Raw genomic sequence first — 16,422 nt, 5'->3', positions numbered from 1 at the left:
CGGGCCTCGAGGCGGCGCACCACGAAGCTCAGCGGCACGGTCACGAGGAGGTAGCACAGGCCCGCGACCAGGATGGGGGTGGAGTTGGCGTCCTCAAACGCCGGCGGGGCTGGTTTTCCGCCTCCGGGGTGGGGGAGGAGCCCCCCGCAGGGCCCGCCGGACACCGCACACCATCAAGCCGAAGGACACGCGACATGCACCGCGCACTGATCGTCGTCGACGTACAGAACGACTTCTGCGAGGGCGGCAGCCTCGCGGTCACCGGCGGGGCCGACGTCGCCGCCGCGATCACCGAGTTCATCGGGCAGGCCACGCCCGGCTACCGGCACGTCGTCGCCACCCGCGACCACCACATCGATCCGGGAGCGCACTTCGCGCACCCCCCGGCCGAGCCGGATTTCGAGACCTCCTGGCCGGTGCACTGCGTGGCCGGCACCGAGGGCGTCGGGTTCCACCCGAACTTCGCGCCCGCCGTCGCGTCCGGCTCCGTCGCCGCCGTGTTCGACAAGGGCGCGTACGAGGCCGCGTACAGCGGCTTCGAAGGGGTCGACGAGAACGGCACCGGGCTGGCCGAGTGGCTGCGCGAGCGCGGCGTGAGCGAGGTCGACGTCGTCGGGATCGCCACCGACCACTGTGTGCGGGCCACCGCCCTCGACGCCGCCCGCGAGGGCTTCACCACCCGCGTGCTCCTGGACCTGACGGCCGGCGTGGCCCCCCGGACCACCGCCCGCGCCCTGGAGGAGCTCCGGGGCGCCGGGGTGGGCCTGATCGGCGGCTGAGGCCCCCGCGAAGACTCAGGCGCCGCCCAGGAGGGCGCGGATCGGGTGCCAGAGTTCGGAGGCGCGGTCGGGGGCGCAGCGCCAGAGGAGGCCGTCGGGGTGGTGCAGGACGGCCGTGATCTCGTCGGGGGTCGGGGGCTGGGCGTTGCCGCGCAGGTAGACCGCCCGCATGCCGAGGTTCCGCAGCCTGGTCAGGGCGCGGGCCCGGTTCGCGGCGTGGACGAGTACGCGGACATTTCCGCCTTCTCCAGACGGCCTCGGCAGCATGAGCGCGACCACCACGCTGCCGCCTGGCAATCTGACGAAACCTCCACCGGGCATGCTTGTCATCTCCCCCGTCAATAGGACACTGGCACCCCGCATCTAAACGTGATCGGCCGCCGCCCGCTAGAGGGCGACGGCCGATCATGCTTTGACCTGCGGTTTTGCGAGTTACTTCGTGGAGGGTCCGACCTCGACCGTCATGACGAGACCGTCGTAGGTCTCCTTGGTGATCTTGATCTTGGTGTTGGTGTCAGTGACCTTCACCGAGCCGGTCGGGTTCTCGTCGTAGTAGTACGTGCCCTTGCGGTCGTCGAAGACCAGCTTGGCCGGCTTCGGCTTCAGGAAGAGCGGCTCGCCGTTCTTGTGCAGGGTGAACGCTTCCGTCGAGTAGGCGCTGAACGCCGCGTCGTACGGCTGGATCTTGTTGCGCAGCAGGGTGCCGTCCGACCACTTCATGGGCTTGGCGTTGGCGTCGATCGGCAGGATCAGGCCCTGACCCGGGTGCTGGCTGGTGTTGTTGTCCTTCTGGGACTTGTCCCACAGCCAGATCAGCAGGCCGTCCTGGTACGGGTAGTGCTCGACCCAGTCCGGACGGGTGTTGCCGTGGCCGAAGTTGTACGGGCCGACCTTGAGGGTCTGGTCGTACGAGACGTAGCGGCGGTTCTCGGCCAGGTAGTACTGCTCGTACTCCTTGGTGAAGCCGGCGCCGATGCGCGAGAAGCCCTTGCCGGTCCAGCCGTTGTCGCCGGCCTCGGCGCCGTCGGTGAACAGCGGGGAGCCGTCGGCGGTGAGGGTGACGGCGTCGGCCGTGAAGCCCTTGCCGCCCGCGCCGCCGTCCGTCTGGTAGCGGAAGCGGAGGTCGATCTTCTTGCCCGCGTAGGCGTCGAGCGGGAAGTTCAGCGACTTCCAGGACTCGGAGACACCGGTCAGCGAGGGGCTGCCGGCCGCGTCGACCGGGAGGGCCGTGCCGTCGGCGGTGCCGGCCAGGGCGGTCCAGTTGGCGCCGCCGTCCGTGGACACCTCGGTGTAGAGGTAGTCGTAGTCGGCCTCGATGTCCCACCAGCCCTTGAGGGACAGGGCGGCGGAGGACTTGCCGGTGAGGTCGACCGACCGGGTGAGGGTGTTCTTCAGGTCGTCACCCATGTTGCTCCACCACTGCGAGGAGCCCTCGGCGGGAGCGACGATGTCGGTCTTGACCTGCTTCTTCGGCAGCTCGACGACCAGCGCCTGCTTGTCCTTGGTGTTGAACGCCGAAACACCCAGCTTGTGGGTGGACTTCGTCGCGGCCTTCGCCGTGTCGTAGTCCAGCCAGCCCAGCTGGAGCTTGTCCCAGGCCGTCATGTCGCCCGGGAGGTCGCCTATGGAGTCCTTGCCGGTGCCGAGCCAGGAGCCCGCCGACATCAGGGACCAGAAGCCGACGCCGTTCTCGCCGCCACCGGAGGTGTCGTAGAGGTCCGGCAGACCGAGGTCGTGGCCGTACTCGTGCGCGAAGACGCCGAGGCCGCCGTTCTCGGGCTGCATGGTGTAGTCGCCGACCCAGATGCCGGTGTCACCGATCTGGGCGCCGCCGGCCTTGTTGTTCTCCGGGCCGGTCTTGCCCGCGCTGGTGCCGTACGCGTACCAGCGGTGCGCCCACAGCGCGGTGGTGCCCTGCACGCCGCCGCCGGCCGACTCGTCCTCGCCCGCGTGGACGATCTGGAAGTGGTCGATGTAGCCGTCGGGCTCGTTGAAGTTGCCGTCGGTGTCGAAGTCGTAGCGGTCCCACTGGTCGTACTGGGCCAGCTGCGCCTTGATCTCGGCGTCGGTCTTGCCGGCCTTCTGCTGGGCCTGCGTCCACGCGAGAACGCCGTCCTTGACGGTGTCCCACACGTTGGAGCAGTTGCTCTGGCCGCAGTAGTTCGAGCCGTAACGGGCCTCGTTGAACGGGACCTTCACCCAGTCGGAGACCTCGCCGTCGACCGAGTAGCGGCCCGAGGAGGTCTTCTCGTAGTACGTCTTCAGCGAGTGCTTGCCCTCGCCCGTACCGAAGTACAGGTCCTGGAAGTAGTCGCGGCTGAAGTCGGCGCGCCAGGCGGTGCTGTTGTCGTTGGCGCGGTCCGGCTTCGCGATGGTGTTGTGCATCGGGCCGGGCGTGCCGCCGTACTTCGGGACGGACGGCTTGGGGCCGGGGCCGTCCGGGTCGAACATGGTCGTGCTGTCGACCTGGTCGCCGAACTCGACGAGGATCGTGAAGATCTTGTCGGTCTTCTCGCGGCCGAGCTCGACGTACTTGTTGTCGTCGAGCTTGACGACCTTGGAGGCGCCGCGCTGCTCGACGTCCTTCTTGCCCGTCAGTACCTGGTCCAGGGCGGCCTCGCGCTGCTGCGCCTGCTGCTTGCTGAACGGGCCGTCGAGGTCGTGGTCGACCTTCTCCTTGGAGGAGGAGGTCGGGTCCTGGTGGTCGGCGGCCGGAGCGCCCAAGGGCGACGGGTTGGCCTGGGCGGCCGTGGTGAAGAAGGCGGCCGAGGCCGCGGTGGCGGCCATGGTCACGCCGACGGCGGCGGCGCGCAGCGCGCGTCGCCTGGTGGAATTGCTGGTCACTTGACGTCGTTCCCCTCCCGCGGCCGCAACGTAGGTCGGAACTTCTCCATAGGAGCGGGGGGTTCCGCGCGGCGCGCGTCTCAAGTGACGACATTTGACCGGAGAGTCGAGAGAAAAGACAGACCTTGACTTGTTCCTTACAACTGCACTATGCGGTCAGTCAGTTCCGTTATGCGGACGTTCCCGGGCCATAGTGGCCCCTTCCGGGGCGAAGGGCGCTTCACGCCGCCCGGGTGGGGGCGGGCGCGTGACCCCGTGCGCCCCCCGTGCTCCGCCGCTGTGCGTGAGGTCGTGCTTACGGTTGGTCCCACTCGGGAATCCACCGTCGTAGAGTCACTTGACGCGCGACCAGTTGAGCCGACTCCCCCTCCCCGCCTTGAGGACGGAAAACGCCATGCCGCGTCCGACTGCCGCACAGCTCGCCTACGGGACCGCCACCGTCATCGTGTCGACGATCGCCATGCTGCTGCTCTCGCAGACGCGCACGGGGCTCGGGGTCGCGGTCATCTCCGCCGCCGCGCTCGCCCTCGGGCTGCTGGTCGCCCTCACCGTGCCCGTTCCGCGCCGCCGCGGCCGGCACGCCGCCCGCCCCGCGGAGCGGGTCGTACCGGCCCCCGCGCCGGCGCCCGCCGCGGCGCCCCGGGCCCCAGAGCCGCAGACGTCGACCGCCGAGCACCCCGTACACCACTGACCCGCGCACGTCGGTGCGGGCGGCCACCCCCCTCGGGGACGGCCGCCCGCCGGCACAGCGTGTGTACGAGACTCAGGTCGACTTGACCACCACGGTCTTGGCCACCTTGTCGTGCAGACCCTGCTTGTACGGCTTGTCGATGAGCATCGACACGATCAGCGCGAGCGGCCACAGGCAGAAGCAGCAGACCAGCGTCGGGATCCAGAGCATGGCGGCGCGGCCGAGGGCCGCGTTGGAGCCCGGCACACTGCCGTCGTTGAGCATCGCGACGCGCAGGCCCATCGCCTTCTTGCCCAGGGTCCGGCCGTCCGTCTTGGTCATCCACCAGTCGTAGCCGACGTAGGCGACGATCGCGATCAGCGTCCACAGCAGACCCGTGCCGTCGTACGACCGGGTGATGACCTCGGTGACGTCCTCGCCCCGTTCCGTGTCGACCACGTACCGCTCGGTGCCGAACGGCAGCCGGATCAGGAACAGCGGGATGCCGATGATCAGCAGGTCGATGACGCGTGCGGCGAGCCGCTTGCCGAAGTCGGCGAGCGGGGGCATCCCGGCGAGCGGATCGGGCATGCCGTAGCCGCCGCCCCCGCCGTAGGGGGGCGGCGGGGGCGGATATCCGCCGCCGCCCGTACCGCCGGGGGGCGGGGGCGGGGGAGCTCCGCCTCCGCCGGGCGGCGGCGTGTCGTACGGCGAACCGCCCGACGGAGGCGTCGGCTCCTGGGGCTTCTTGAGGAACGGGTCGTCCTCGGGCGGCTGGCCCGGCGGCGGCTGATCGGTACTCATGGCCCGAGTCGAACCCGGGGCCGCCGGCCTCGCAACGGGACGGCGTCCGTTCGGGGGACGCCCTGGGCCTACCTGGCTACGTAGGTCCTCGCCGCCTTGTCGTGCCAGGCCTGGCGGCGGGGCCGGTCCACGAGGCACCAGAGGCTGCCCGGCAGGCCGAGGAAGGCGTACACGAGCCAGCGGCGCAGGGCCGCGCCGAAGCGGGGCGGGCGCAGCGTGGCGGTGGACAGGACGCGCAGCCCGAACAGCTTCTTGCCCGGCGTGCGGCCCCAGCGGGCGGTGGGCAGGACCTCGTAGAGGATGCCGAAGAGCAGGACGGCCGCCAGGACGAGGCCCAGGTAACCGGTGGTGGTGGCGTCGAGCAGCCACACGGTGGTGGTGCGTCCGCCGATCCGGGCGGCGTCGACCTTGGCCTGGAGATGCGCGCGCACCAGGGGTACGAGGGGCAGCGCGACGGCCGCCGCGACCCCGGCGAGGACGAGGGAGTCCACGGCCCGGGCGAGGAGCCGGCGGACCAGGCCGGCGGGGCGCACGGCCCGTTCCGCCATGCGCTCGAACACGGCCCGGGGGGTGGACTTCGCGGGGCGCTCGGCCGCGGCAGGCGCCTTTGCCCCGGTCCCGGGCCCCGGGTCCGGCAGGGGCGGGGCGGGGGGCGCGACGGCCGTACGGGCCGCCTCGGGGTGGCGGGATGCCTGCGGGCCTGGCTCGGCCGGGGCGGGGGCGGGGGGCCAGACGGTGGGCTCCGGCAGGGGCGGCGCGGTGGGCAGCGGCCGGGCGGAGCGGACCTCGGCGGCCCCGAGCAGCACCTCCGCGCGACGGTCGGCGTCCCGGCGGGGGGCGGCCGGTGCGGTGGCGGCGGCCGACGGGGCCGGAGCCGCCTCGGGCCAGGACGACGTCAGGCCGGAACCGCTGCCTCCGGGAGCGTCCGGCCAGGCGGGCGCGGAGGGCAGGGCGGGCGCGGCGGGCGCGGAGGACGCGGAGGGCGCGGCGGGCGCGGAGGGCAGGGCGGGCAGCGCGGGCGTGGCGGGGGAACGGGCCGACAGGATGCCCACGCTCTCGGCCGGGGCCTGCGCCGGGAGCCGCCGGGCGGTGGCGCCGGCCGTGACCGCCCCGGCGGGTACGGCTCCCCGGGCCAGGGAGATCCCCGCCGGGCGGCTCTCCGGCTCCGCCGGGCCGCCCCAGGACACCCGGGCGTCGCGGGAGCCGCCGAAGCCGGCCTGGTGCAGGGGGTCGGCCTGCCAGCCCACCGCCTCGGGTTCGGGTTCGGGGTCGGGCTCGGGGTCGGGTGCACGTGCCGGCTCGGGCAGCGTCTCGGTCACGGAGGTCTCGTCCAGGAACACCGGCCCGGTCTCGTCCGCGGGGGCGGCGGGGCGGCTCGTACCCGGAACCCAGGAGGCGCCGCTCCAGTACCGGACGTACCCGGGAATGGACGGATCGGGATAGTAGCCCTCGCGGGCCGCGTGCTCGCCGTCACCAGGGGAGGCCGTCAATGTCCCCAACTCCGATCGTGGCTTGAGGCTTGTTCAGGGAGGACCCAAGGGGAGGACCATAGCCAAGAACCCCCTGCCGCCAGGTCCGGTAACGGGAGATTCCAAGCGTTCGGGGGAACCTCGCCTCCCACCTCGCCGCGACCCCGCCCCGCACCGGTGTTTTCGGTCAGCCGACAGATTTCGGCCAATCCTCGATCCGCTGCCCGAAGTCGCGTCATACCCGGCCCCGCGGGGGCTCTCTGCGGGTGTGGGGCCGGTCCGGTCCCGCACTGGAACCGAACGCACCGAAGTGAGGCCGCCATGCACCACCCCGTCATCGAGCGCGAGCTGGAACTCAAGCTGGTCCTGTCCCCCGAGCGCAGCATCCCCGTCCCCGCCAAGCTGCTCTACCTCACCGACGACCCGTACGCCGTGCACGTGACCTTCCACACCGGCTCCTGTATGCCGGTCAACTGGACCTTCGCCCGCGAGCTGCTCGTCGAGGGGGTGTTCCGCCCGTGCGGCCACGGTGACGTGCGGGTCTGGCCCACGAAGGTCGACAACAAGCCCGTGCTCTGCATGGCGCTCAGCTCCCCCGACGGCGACGCCCTGCTGGAGGCCCCCGCCGCCTCGGTGTCGGCCTGGCTGGAGCGCACCCTGCGCGTGGTCCCGCCCGGGAGCGAGGCCGAACGGCTCGGCCTGGACGCGGCGCTGGCCGAGCTGCTCACCCCGACCCCGGCCGACGACCTGTGGCTGCGCGACCCCTGGCCGTCGGACGAGCCCGCCGAGGGGGACCTGTGAGGCGCGTTACGGGTCCCGGTGCGGGCGGTTCAGAAGAGCTTGCCGGGGTTCAGCAGCCCGAGGGGGTCGAACGCCCGCTTCACGTTGCGCTGCATCTCCAGGCCGACCGGACCCAGTTCGCGGGCCAGCCAGTCCTTCTTCAGGACGCCGACGCCGTGCTCGCCGGTGATGGTCCCGCCCAGGGACAGGCCCAGCGCCATGATCTCGTCGAAGGACCGGCGGGCCCGCCGCGTCTCGTCCTCGTCGGCGGGGTCGAAGCAGACCACGGGGTGGGTGTTGCCGTCGCCGGCGTGGGCGACGACCCCGATGAGCAGGTCGTGGGCGCGGGCGATGGCGGCGGTTCCGTCCATCATCTCGGCGAGCCGCGAGCGCGGTACGCACACGTCGTCGATCATCGTGGCGGGCCGCAGCTTCTCCACGGCCGTCAGCGACATGCGCCGCGCCTGGAGCAGCAGTTCGGACTCCGCCTCGTCCTCGGCGGGTACGACGGCGGTGGCTCCGGCGGCCGTGCACAGCTCCCCCACGGCGGCGAGCTCGTCGGGCGCGTGCGGGGTGTCGAAGGCGGCGAGGAGCAGGGCCTCGGTGCTGTCGGGGAGCCCCATCTTGCCGAGGTCGTTGACGGCGCGGACGGTCGTACGGTCCATGAGTTCCAGCAGCGACGGCGCGAGTCCGGCCTCCATGACGGCGCAGACGGCCTCGCAGGCCGCGGCGACCGAGGGGAACTCGGCGGCCAGGGCGAGCTGTCGGGGCGGGGCGGGCCGCAGCGCCAGGACGGCCCGCACGACGACGCCGAGGGTGCCCTCGGAGCCGACGAAGAGCCGGGTGAGGTCGTATCCGGCGACGCCCTTGGCGGTACGTCGGCCCGTGCTCATCAGGCGCCCGTCGGCCAGGACCACGTCGAGGCCCAGCACGTACTCGGCGGTGACCCCGTACTTGACGCAGCACAGGCCTCCCGAGGCGGTGCCGATGTTGCCGCCGATGGTGCACTGCTCCCAGCTGGAGGGGTCGGGCGGGTAGTACAGGCCCTGTTCGGCGACGGCCCGGGACAGGACGGCGTTGACCACGCCGGGCTCGACGACGGCGATCCGGTCGACGGCGGAGATCTCCAGGATCCGGTCCATCTTCACCAGGGACAGCACGACGCAGCCGTCGGAGGCGTTGGCGGCGCCCGACAGGCCCGTACGGGCGCCCTGCGGGACCACGGGGACCCGTAGGGCGGTGGCGGTGCGCAGGACGTGCTGGACCTGCTCCACGGTCCTGGGCAGGACGACGGCCGCCGGGGCTCCGGCGGCGCAGAAGCCGGCCATGTCGGTGGCGTAGGAGGTGGTCACCTGCGGGTCGGTGTGGACGGCCTCGGGAGGCAGGCCTTCGAGGAGGCGCGCGATGAGCTGTGCGGAGCGATCGTCATCCATGGGGCCAGCGTGGCAGCCGGGGCCATCGGTGTGAACACGGCCGCGACCCTCTTCGGACACCTCGGCGAGCTCTTCATATTGACGCACAGTGAACCCATGGACCGTATCGACGACGAAACGCAGCAGCCCGCGCCGCCCGTGACCTTCACCGGCCGCAAGACGCTCGTGGCGGCCGCCGTAGCGGTGGTCCTGATCGCCGGGGCCCTGCTGATCCGCCCTGCCCGCACGGGCGACGACGCGCGACCGCCGGGACCCAGTGAACGGGCCGCGTCTGCGGTCGGCATGGGCGCTCCGGCCGCGGCCGTGGACCTGACGGCGCTGGTGGCGGACCGGGAGAAGTGGGTCGCGGCGCACCCGGACGACCACGCTTCGTGGGCGGTGCTCGGTTCGGCGTACCTGGAGGAGGCGCGGCGCACGGCCGATCCGGGCTGGTTCCCGAAGGCGGAGAAGGCGCTCAAGCGGTCACTGGCGGTCCGGCCCGCCGAGAAGGGCAACCTCGACGCCATGACGGCCATGGGAGCGCTGGCCAACGCCCGGGGGGACCACGGGACGGCGCGCAAGTGGGGCGAGCTCGTACGGGCGCAGGCGCCCCGGCGCTGGACGGCGTACCCGGTCCTCGTGGACGCGTACTCGGGCCTCGGCGACTACAAGGACGCCCAGAAGGCCATGGAGCGGCTGATGGAGCTGCGGCCGGGCCTGGCCGCGTACCTGAGGGCCTCGCAGGTCTACCGGGACCGGGGCTGGCGCGAGGACGCGGCGGCCTCCCTGGAACAGGCGTCGGGCGCGGCCAAGGCCCCGGCGGAGAAGGCGTACGTACTGTTCCGGCTCGGGGAGCTGTCCTGGGAGCGCGGCGAGGCGGCCGAGGCGCTGCGGCTGTACGAGGCGGCGCTGCGGACGGACCCGGCGCAGGCGCAGGCGCTGGGCGGGCGGGCCCGGGCGCTGGCCGCGCTGGGGCGGGACGGGGAGGCCGTCCGGGACTACCGGCTGGCGCTGGGGCGGACCCCGGTGCCGCGGCTGGCGCTGGAGCTGGGCGAGCTGCTGGAGTCCCTGGACCGGGACGAGGAGGCCCGTGCGCCGTACGCCACGCTGGCCGTGCTGGCGGGGCGGGACGGGACGCGGGGAGCCGACGACGAGGTCGTGCTGGGCCTGTTCGAGGCGGACCACGGCGATCCGGCAGTGGCGGTGCGCAGACTGTCGGCGGAGTGGGAGCGGCACAAGAACGTGCACGTCGCGGACGCGCTGGCGTGGGCCCTGCACAAGGCGGGCGATGACACGGCGGCGCTGGAGTACGCGAAGAAGGCGACCGACCTGGGCATGCGCAACGCCGCCTTCTCCTACCACCGGGCGATGATCGAGCGGGACCTCGGCGACGAGGCGGCGGCCCGGCGTCACTTGCAGGAGGCCCTGCGGACGAACCCGGTCTTCTCGCCGCTGCGGGGGCCGCGGGCGAAGGCGGCCCTGGAGGCGATCGGCCGGCCGGCGGCGGGCGGCCCGGAGAACATGCAACCGCGCAGACCGTGGGTGGCCCCGGAACTCCCGAAGCCGATGCCTCCGGCGGTGAAGCCGATGCCTCCGGCGGTGAAGCCGGTACCTCCGTCGGCGAAGCCGAAGCCGAAGCCGACCCCGGCGCCGTCACCGTCGGCCAAATCCAGCCCCGCCGGGGATTGAGGCGCGGGGGTCCGGGGACGGAGCCCCCGGCAACGGCGCCGCACCCGGGCGGCGGCGGGGGCAGGGGCGGCACCGCAAAGCGGCAGCGGCGGCGCACCGGCCCCGGGGCCCGCAACCTCAGAGGTTGCCCCGCTTCTCCTGCTCCCGCTCGATCGCCTCGAACAGGGCCTTGAAGTTGCCCTTGCCGAAGCCCATCGAGCCGTGCCGCTCGATCATCTCGAAGAAGACGGTCGGGCGGTCCTGCACCGGCTTGGTGAAGATCTGCAGCAGGTAGCCGTCCTCGTCGCGGTCGACGAGGATCTTCAGCTCGCGCAGGGTCTCCACCGGGACCCGCGTCTCGCCCGCCCAGTCGCCCAGCGTGTCGTAGTACGAGTCCGGGGTGTCCAGGAACCGCACGCCCGCCGCCCGCATCGCGCGCACGGTCGAGACGATGTCGTTCGTGGCGAGCGCGATGTGCTGGACGCCGGCGCCGCCGTAGAACTCCAGGTACTCGTCGATCTGCGACTTCTTCTTCGCGATCGCCGGCTCGTTGATCGGGAACTTCACCTTCAGGGTGCCGTCCGCGACGACCTTCGACATCAGCGCCGAGTACTCGGTCGCGATGTCGTCGCCCACGAACTCCTTCATGTTCGTGAAGCCCATGACCTTGTTGTAGAAGGCGACCCACTCGTTCATGCGGCCGAGTTCGACGTTGCCGACGCAGTGGTCGATCGCCTGGAAGGTGCGCTTGGCCGGCGGCTCGACCATCGGCTCGACGGCGACGAAGCCGGGCAGGTAGGGGCCGGTGTAGTCGCCGCGCTGGACCAGCGTGTGCCGGGTCTGGCCGTACGTCGCGATGGCGGCCAGCACCACCGTGCCGTGCTCGTCCTTGACCTCGTACGGCTCGTCCAGGCCGCGCGCGCCGTGCTCGACGGCGTACGCGTAGGCGGCGCGGGCGTCGGGGACCTCGATGGCGAGGTCGATCACGCCGTCGCCGTGGTCGGCGACGTGCTCGGCGAGGAAGCGGCCGTGGTCGGTCGTCGCCTTGATGACCGAGGTGAGGACGAAGCGCGCGGCGCCGTTGGTCAGGACGTAGCTGGCCGTCTCGCGGGTGCCGTTCTCCGGTCCGGAGTAGGCGACGAGCTTCATGCCGAAGGCGGTGGAGTAGAAGTGCGCGGCCTGCTTGGCGTTGCCGACGGCGAAGACGACCGCGTCCATGCCCTTCACCGGGAAGGGGTCTGCCTCACGCGCGGTGTGCGGGGTGGTGTCGAGGGTCTCAGTCATGAGCGCAGAGTCCCGCCATTCCACAAGCTGCGCAATAGTTTGTTGCTTTGCTGTACAGACTGACCAGCCAGGCCGCAGGATGACTGAGAGATCTGTGCAGTATGACCAGCTCCGGAGGCACCCATGGGCATCGACGAACTCGACGGCCGACTCCTCGTCCTCCTCGCGCGCGAGCCCCGGATCGGGGTCCTGGAGGCCTCGCGCCGGCTCGGGGTGGCGCGCGGGACGGCGCAGGCGCGGCTCGACCGGCTCCAGTCGAACGGAGTCATCCGCGGCTTCGGTCCGCAGGTCGATCCGGCGGCCCTGGGGTACCCGGTCACGGCTTTCGCCACGCTGGAGATCAAGCAGGGCCAAGGCGCGGACGTACGGGCGCACTTGGACGGCGTACCGGAGGTGCTGGAGCTGCACACGACCACCGGGCACGGGGACATGCTGTGCCGGCTCGTGGCGCGCTCCAACGCCGATCTCCAGCGGGTGATCGACCGCGTCGTCGGTTTTGACGGCATCGTGCGGGCTTCGACGGCGATCGTGATGGAGAACCCCGTACCCCTGCGGATCATCCCGCTGGTCGAACAGGCGGCGGAGGACGACGACCGGTGATCCAGGGGCCGCCCGAGTTCCAAAGAAGACGATGCAAAGAAGTCCTTGCATAGAACCCTTTGCAACTCTACTCTTGGGTCATGCCCGAGAAGCCCGAGCCCGAGAAGCCCACTGTCCGCGCACTCGACGTCCGCGCCCTGCGCGGCCTCGCCCACCCGCTGCGCATCCGCCTCCTCGGCGCCCTGCGCATGAGCGGCCCGGCCACCGCGTCCCAACTGGCGGAGAGATTCGGGGAGTCCAGCGGGGCCACCAGCTACCACCTGCGCCAGCTCGCCGCGCACGGGTTCGTCGAGGACGCACCGGAACACGGCAAGGGCCGTGAGCGCTGGTGGAAGGCCTCTCACGACGGCACGCAGTTCGACGAGTCGCTGATCTCCGACGACGACCCGGCCACCCGGAGCGCGGCCGAGGTCTTCCTGGCCGAGATCATGAAGATCCACACGCAGGAACTGACCACGTGGCTCGGCGAGGCACACAGCTGGTCATCGGAGTGGCGGGGCGCCACGGACCTCAGCGACTTCACGCTGAAACTGACCCCCGGGCAGAGCCACGAACTGATCCACAAGGTGCACGAGCTGATCAACAGCTACCGCGATCTGCCGCCCGCCGCGGACCCGGAAGGCATGGAGACGGTTCGTTTCCACACGCACGCCTTCCCGCGCCGGGTCGACGAGTAAGTAGCCCTTTCCCCATCTGTTTTCCACAGAAGGAGTCCTGCCATGAGCACCTTCCACCACGCACGGGCCCACGCCGCACGCACCGCCGAACTCGCCGCCGAGGCCGCCGCCTGGCGCCTCGCCCAGAACTCCCGCCCGGCCAGGACGCCCGCGCTGCCCGCCCTGCGGAACCGGCTCGGTAAGGCCCTGGTCGCCGCCGGGATACGCCTGATGCAGCCGGCCCACGTCCACGCCCGCATCCAGCGGCACGCCGTGTGAGCCGACGGCCGGCCGTCAGCAGGACGGAACGGGCTGTCCCCGGTTCAGCGCCCGCAGAGCGTTCACCGCATCCGTCAGCGAAGTGACGGGGATCAGCTGGAGCCCCTCGGGGAGTTCGGAGCGCGCGTCCGAGCACTCCGCCTTCGGTACGAGGAACACGCTCGCCCCGTCGCGCCGCGCGGCCTGGGTCTTCAGGCCCACGCCGCCGACCGCGCCGACCGCGCCGTCAGCGCTGATGGTTCCCGTACCGGCGACGCTGCGGCCGCCGGTGAGATCGCCGCCGCTGCCGTCACCGTCGAGCTTGTCGACGATGCCGAGGGAAAAGAGGAGCCCGGCGCTCGGACCGCCGACGTCGGCGAGGTTGAGCTGGACCTTCACCTCTTTGGGGTCTTTGTGGAGATAGCCGAGAGCGGCTTCGGAGGCGGCCGATTGCGATTTGACCATTTCCTCCAGATTGTGTTCCTCGATCTGCTTGTCGCTTCCGCCCGAGGGGTATACGGATTCTTTTGGCATGACCGCCTGGTCACGCTTGAACCAGTATTCGACGAGTTGATGCAATTTCATCGTCGAGGACGGACCGGTGGCCCGGATGGTGGTCATACGGAGCTGGCCCGTGGTCTCCCGGACGGAGGCGCCGGTGACGGAGATGACCGGCTTGCCCTTGTCGGAGCCGAGCACGTCGGCCGTGGGCCCGGGAGTGGCGACCACGAAGGGCAGCGGCGCGAGGGCGGCGACGGCGAACAGCCCGAGAACGGGCACGGCGCAGACGGCCAGGGCGGCGGGACGCGGCAGACGTGTGAGGCGAGAGAGCACCCGGTCAATCTATCGGGCCCCGTGCCGCGTCCGGGCTCCACGGGCCTGCGGCAGGGCCACGAGCACGGCCCCGCCGGCGCTCGAGGCGCACGGCGGGGCCGGACATCGGGACCGTCAGGACGAGGACGACGAGGGCGAGGGCGACGACGACGAGCGGCGTCAGCGCAGTGCGTCGGCGACCTCACGCGCCGCGTCGACCACCCGCGGCCCGACCCGCTCCGGCACGGCGTCGGCCAGCATGACGACACCCACGCTGCCCTCCAGCCCCGTGATGCCCACCAGGGGCGCCGCGGCGCCGCTGGCGCCCGCTTCGAGCTCCCCGTGCGTCAGGGTGTACCCGGGGTCGTTCAGCGCCCCCTGACGGGCTGCCAGAATGGCCCGCCCGGCCGCACCGCGGTCCAGCGGGTGGCGGAAGCCGGCCCGATAGGCGACGTGGTAGTCGGTCCAGGTCGGCTCGACGACGGCCACGGCGAGCGCTTCGGTGCCGTCGACGAGGGTCAGGTGCGCGGTGGCCCCGATGTCCTCGGCGAGCGAGCGCAGCGCGGGCAGGGCCGCCTCCCGTACGAGCGGGTGGACCTGACGCCCCAGCCGCAGCACCCCGAGCCCTACGCGGGCCCGGCCGCCGAGGTCACGGCGGACCAGGGCGTGCTGTTCGAGAGTGGCGAGCAGGCGGTAGACCACGGTGCGGTTCACACCGAGGCGGTTGGAGAGCTCGGTGACAGTCAGACCGTGGTCGGTGTCGGCGAGCAGCTTGAGGACTCTGAGCCCTCTGTCGAGAGTCTGGGAGGTTTCCGCGGTCACGACGCCTCTCCCTCTTTTTTCGGTGGGCGGCGGTGACTCTCACGATGGGGAGCGCCGCCGGTCCCTCGGCGACGCATGGAGAGGCCGCCGGTAGCGGCCATGGCACCGGCTGCGCTCCCGCGGCGGCGCTGCCACGGGGCGTTCGATGCGGGGACAGTAGCGAGCGGGTCCGCTCAGCGGAAGACCTCGTCCAGAATCCGGGCGCCTGCTGCCGGTTTACGGTGATTTCGGCGCACGCCTGTGCCAATTCGTAATCTGGAACGGCGGAAATTCGCTTTACAGGCCCCTTACTCTGATCATGTTCAAAAAGATGTCTGGGGGGCGGCGGGCCAAGTGCCTCAAGCTCACGTAGGGGAAGAAGCAAAAGTGAAGCTGAAGCGCATGGCCGTCATCGCCGCCGCCGCCGTGGTGGGCCCGACGGTCCTCATGGCCACGCCCGCGATGGCCGACGAGACCCAGAACACCGCGGTCACCACGCCGGACGCGGCCCCGCAGGACGACGCGGCCCCGGTCGAGGAGACCAAGCCCGTCGCGCAGACCCCGGCCGTCACGCCGGCCGAGGAGACCAAGCCGGCCGCCGAGACCCCGGCCGACAAGCCCGCCGCCGAGACCCCGGCCGTTCCGGCTCCGGTCGCCCCGGCCGCGCCGGCCCCGGCCCCGGCCCCGGCCCCGGTCGAGAAGCCGGCCGAGACGCCGGTCGCCGAGCATGAGGACGAGGACTTCGAGGGCGACGAGGACTTCGTCGCCACCGGTCCGGTCCTCGACCTGAAGGACGTCCCGGCCACCTTCAAGGCCGGCGAGTGGACGAAGTTCTCCATCGCCGTCGACAACTCGAAGAACAAGCCGCAGGAGAGCTACGTGCTCGTCCTGGCCGTCGTCAACGAGGCCGGCAACCTGACGAAGAAGAACACCCAGGTCGAGATCTTCTACAACGGTGCCTGGCACCCGGTCGAGATCATGGACGACGGTGGCACCCCGGTCGCCCTGCTGAACGAGGACCTCCAGATCCCGACGGGCAAGATCAAGCTCGACGTCCGCGTCAAGTTCAGCGCCGGCGCGCCCAAGGGCGACATCGTCATCGCCGCCGCCGGTGGCAGCAACACCGACGAGACCGTCTGGTCGGACACCGTCTGGGTCGAGTCGAAGATCGTCTCCGGCAGCAACAACGGTGGCGGCAACAACGGCGGTGGCAACACCGGCACCAAGCCGAACGGCGGCACCAGCACCACGCCGATCGTCGACAACAGCAACAACGGTGGCAACACCAACACCGGTGGCAGCACCAACACCAACGCGGGCGGTCAGCTCGCCGAGACCGGCTCCGACGCCGCCACCAGCTGGGCCCTCGGTGGCGCCGGCGTGGCGCTCGCCATGGGCGCGGCCCTGGTCGCCGGCAACGGTCGCCGTCGCCGCGTCAACGCCTGACGCTGAGCGGTAGCACCACCAGTACAACGAGAACGGGGTCCGTGTCGGTTCGCCGCTCGTCGCGCTCGCCCTCGCGGCGCTCGCGCTGCTCCCGCTCGCGTGGACCCGCGGCCGTCGGCCCGCCGTGGAACTCGTGCT

16 protein-coding genes and 1 pseudogene are annotated in these 16,422 nt (G+C 71.7%); 8 read left to right on the top strand and 9 right to left on the bottom strand.

The window, feature by feature from the left end; genetic code table 11:
* Positions 1-101: pseudogene (locus tag ACWDYJ_RS33400) on the bottom strand (amino acid ABC transporter permease); the annotation flags it as partial.
* A gap of 93 nt (positions 102-194) precedes the next feature.
* On the opposite strand from ACWDYJ_RS33400, the gene ACWDYJ_RS33395 reads away from it, so the two are divergent.
* Positions 195-779: a nicotinamidase gene (locus ACWDYJ_RS33395; RefSeq protein WP_451569358.1), complete on the top strand. Its 585-nt coding sequence runs from the start codon at positions 195-197 to the stop codon at positions 777-779.
* A gap of 15 nt (positions 780-794) precedes the next feature.
* On the opposite strand, the gene ACWDYJ_RS33390 is transcribed toward ACWDYJ_RS33395, so the two are convergent.
* Together ACWDYJ_RS33390 and ACWDYJ_RS33385 are read right to left on the bottom strand one after the other, a co-directional pair.
* A complete protein-coding gene (locus tag ACWDYJ_RS33390) occupies positions 795-1,100 on the bottom strand; it encodes a hypothetical protein (RefSeq protein ID WP_451569357.1) in 306 nt (101 codons plus the stop codon).
* A gap of 111 nt (positions 1,101-1,211) precedes the next feature.
* Positions 1,212-3,566, bottom strand: a complete 2,355-nt coding sequence (locus tag ACWDYJ_RS33385) for an immune inhibitor A domain-containing protein (RefSeq protein ID WP_451569359.1) — start codon at positions 3,564-3,566, stop codon at positions 1,212-1,214.
* Positions 3,567-4,017: 451 nt separating this feature from the next.
* On the opposite strand from ACWDYJ_RS33385, the gene ACWDYJ_RS33380 reads away from it, so the two are divergent.
* Entirely contained in the window at positions 4,018-4,314 is a 297-nt protein-coding gene (locus ACWDYJ_RS33380; protein ID WP_451569356.1) for a hypothetical protein, read from the top strand.
* A gap of 72 nt (positions 4,315-4,386) precedes the next feature.
* Here the strand turns inward: ACWDYJ_RS33380 and ACWDYJ_RS33375 are convergent, their stop codons facing one another.
* Together ACWDYJ_RS33375 and ACWDYJ_RS33370 are read right to left on the bottom strand one after the other, a co-directional pair.
* Positions 4,387-5,097: an RDD family protein gene (locus ACWDYJ_RS33375; RefSeq protein WP_451569355.1), complete on the bottom strand. Its 711-nt coding sequence runs from the start codon at positions 5,095-5,097 to the stop codon at positions 4,387-4,389.
* Positions 5,098-5,165: 68 nt separating this feature from the next.
* Complete coding sequence (locus ACWDYJ_RS33370; RefSeq protein ID WP_451569354.1) at positions 5,166-6,587, bottom strand: RDD family protein; 1,422 nt, start codon at positions 6,585-6,587, stop codon at positions 5,166-5,168.
* Positions 6,588-6,887: 300 nt separating this feature from the next.
* Between ACWDYJ_RS33370 and ACWDYJ_RS33365 the strand changes: the two genes are divergently transcribed.
* Positions 6,888-7,367 carry an SsgA family sporulation/cell division regulator gene (locus tag ACWDYJ_RS33365; protein ID WP_451569353.1) on the top strand — a complete coding sequence of 160 codons (480 nt, stop codon included), beginning with the start codon at positions 6,888-6,890 and terminating at the stop codon, positions 7,365-7,367.
* Between the two features lie 29 nt (positions 7,368-7,396).
* Here ACWDYJ_RS33365 and ACWDYJ_RS33360 read toward each other — a convergent pair whose 3' ends face one another.
* Complete coding sequence (locus ACWDYJ_RS33360) at positions 7,397-8,779, bottom strand: FAD-binding oxidoreductase (RefSeq protein WP_451569352.1); 1,383 nt, start codon at positions 8,777-8,779, stop codon at positions 7,397-7,399.
* 96 nt (positions 8,780-8,875) lie between these two features.
* Here ACWDYJ_RS33360 and ACWDYJ_RS33355 point away from each other — a divergent pair, with 96 nt between their 5' ends.
* Positions 8,876-10,447: a tetratricopeptide repeat protein gene (locus tag ACWDYJ_RS33355; protein WP_451569351.1), complete on the top strand. Its 1,572-nt coding sequence runs from the start codon at positions 8,876-8,878 to the stop codon at positions 10,445-10,447.
* Between the two features lie 117 nt (positions 10,448-10,564).
* On the opposite strand, the gene hppD is transcribed toward ACWDYJ_RS33355, so the two are convergent.
* A complete protein-coding gene (gene hppD / locus ACWDYJ_RS33350) occupies positions 10,565-11,710 on the bottom strand; it encodes a 4-hydroxyphenylpyruvate dioxygenase (RefSeq protein ID WP_451569350.1) in 1,146 nt (381 codons plus the stop codon).
* Between the two features lie 123 nt (positions 11,711-11,833).
* Between hppD and ACWDYJ_RS33345 the strand changes: the two genes are divergently transcribed.
* From ACWDYJ_RS33345 to ACWDYJ_RS33335, 3 genes are all read left to right on the top strand, one after another.
* The gene (locus ACWDYJ_RS33345; RefSeq protein WP_451569349.1) at positions 11,834-12,310 is read left to right on the top strand and encodes an Lrp/AsnC family transcriptional regulator; all 477 of its coding nucleotides are present in this window, start codon (positions 11,834-11,836) and stop codon (positions 12,308-12,310) included.
* A gap of 80 nt (positions 12,311-12,390) precedes the next feature.
* Complete coding sequence (locus ACWDYJ_RS33340; RefSeq protein ID WP_451569348.1) at positions 12,391-12,987, top strand: ArsR/SmtB family transcription factor; 597 nt, start codon at positions 12,391-12,393, stop codon at positions 12,985-12,987.
* Between the two features lie 42 nt (positions 12,988-13,029).
* Positions 13,030-13,245, top strand: a complete 216-nt coding sequence (locus ACWDYJ_RS33335; protein WP_451569347.1) for a hypothetical protein — start codon at positions 13,030-13,032, stop codon at positions 13,243-13,245.
* A gap of 15 nt (positions 13,246-13,260) precedes the next feature.
* Here the strand turns inward: ACWDYJ_RS33335 and ACWDYJ_RS33330 are convergent, their stop codons facing one another.
* Together ACWDYJ_RS33330 and ACWDYJ_RS33325 are read right to left on the bottom strand one after the other, a co-directional pair.
* On the bottom strand, positions 13,261-14,058 hold the full coding sequence (locus tag ACWDYJ_RS33330) for a S16 family serine protease (protein ID WP_451569346.1): 798 nt from the start codon (positions 14,056-14,058) through the stop codon (positions 13,261-13,263).
* Between the two features lie 159 nt (positions 14,059-14,217).
* A complete protein-coding gene (locus tag ACWDYJ_RS33325) occupies positions 14,218-14,859 on the bottom strand; it encodes an IclR family transcriptional regulator (protein WP_451569345.1) in 642 nt (213 codons plus the stop codon).
* Positions 14,860-15,225: 366 nt separating this feature from the next.
* On the opposite strand from ACWDYJ_RS33325, the gene ACWDYJ_RS33320 reads away from it, so the two are divergent.
* Positions 15,226-16,284: a hypothetical protein gene (locus ACWDYJ_RS33320; protein ID WP_451569344.1), complete on the top strand. Its 1,059-nt coding sequence runs from the start codon at positions 15,226-15,228 to the stop codon at positions 16,282-16,284.
* The last annotated feature ends 138 nt before the right edge of the window (positions 16,285-16,422 follow it).

The sequence above is a fragment of the Streptomyces sp. NPDC003042 genome (assembly GCF_053591315.1).
Note: the sequence above shows the minus strand (reverse complement) of the source record. Positions and strands in the feature narration are given on the sequence as shown.

What these genes read in the sequence shown, in the direction of transcription:
- ACWDYJ_RS33390 (WP_451569357.1), bottom strand. Translation starts at nt 1,100, where the DNA reads ATGCCCGGTGGAGGTTTCGTCAGATTGCCAGGCGGCAGCGTGGTGGTC.
- ACWDYJ_RS33385 (WP_451569359.1), bottom strand. Translation starts at nt 3,566, where the DNA reads ATGGCCGCCACCGCGGCCTCGGCCGCCTTCTTCACCACGGCCGCCCAG.
- hppD (WP_451569350.1), bottom strand. Translation starts at nt 11,710, where the DNA reads ATGACTGAGACCCTCGACACCACCCCGCACACCGCGCGTGAGGCAGAC.
- ACWDYJ_RS33365 (WP_451569353.1), top strand. Translation starts at nt 6,888, where the DNA reads ATGCACCACCCCGTCATCGAGCGCGAGCTGGAACTCAAGCTGGTCCTG.
- ACWDYJ_RS33375 (WP_451569355.1), bottom strand. Translation starts at nt 5,097, where the DNA reads ATGAGTACCGATCAGCCGCCGCCGGGCCAGCCGCCCGAGGACGACCCG.
- ACWDYJ_RS33340 (WP_451569348.1), top strand. Translation starts at nt 12,391, where the DNA reads ATGCCCGAGAAGCCCGAGCCCGAGAAGCCCACTGTCCGCGCACTCGAC.
- ACWDYJ_RS33335 (WP_451569347.1), top strand. Translation starts at nt 13,030, where the DNA reads ATGAGCACCTTCCACCACGCACGGGCCCACGCCGCACGCACCGCCGAA.
- ACWDYJ_RS33345 (WP_451569349.1), top strand. Translation starts at nt 11,834, where the DNA reads ATGGGCATCGACGAACTCGACGGCCGACTCCTCGTCCTCCTCGCGCGC.
- ACWDYJ_RS33395 (WP_451569358.1), top strand. Translation starts at nt 195, where the DNA reads ATGCACCGCGCACTGATCGTCGTCGACGTACAGAACGACTTCTGCGAG.
- ACWDYJ_RS33360 (WP_451569352.1), bottom strand. Translation starts at nt 8,779, where the DNA reads ATGGATGACGATCGCTCCGCACAGCTCATCGCGCGCCTCCTCGAAGGC.
- ACWDYJ_RS33355 (WP_451569351.1), top strand. Translation starts at nt 8,876, where the DNA reads ATGGACCGTATCGACGACGAAACGCAGCAGCCCGCGCCGCCCGTGACC.
- ACWDYJ_RS33380 (WP_451569356.1), top strand. Translation starts at nt 4,018, where the DNA reads ATGCCGCGTCCGACTGCCGCACAGCTCGCCTACGGGACCGCCACCGTC.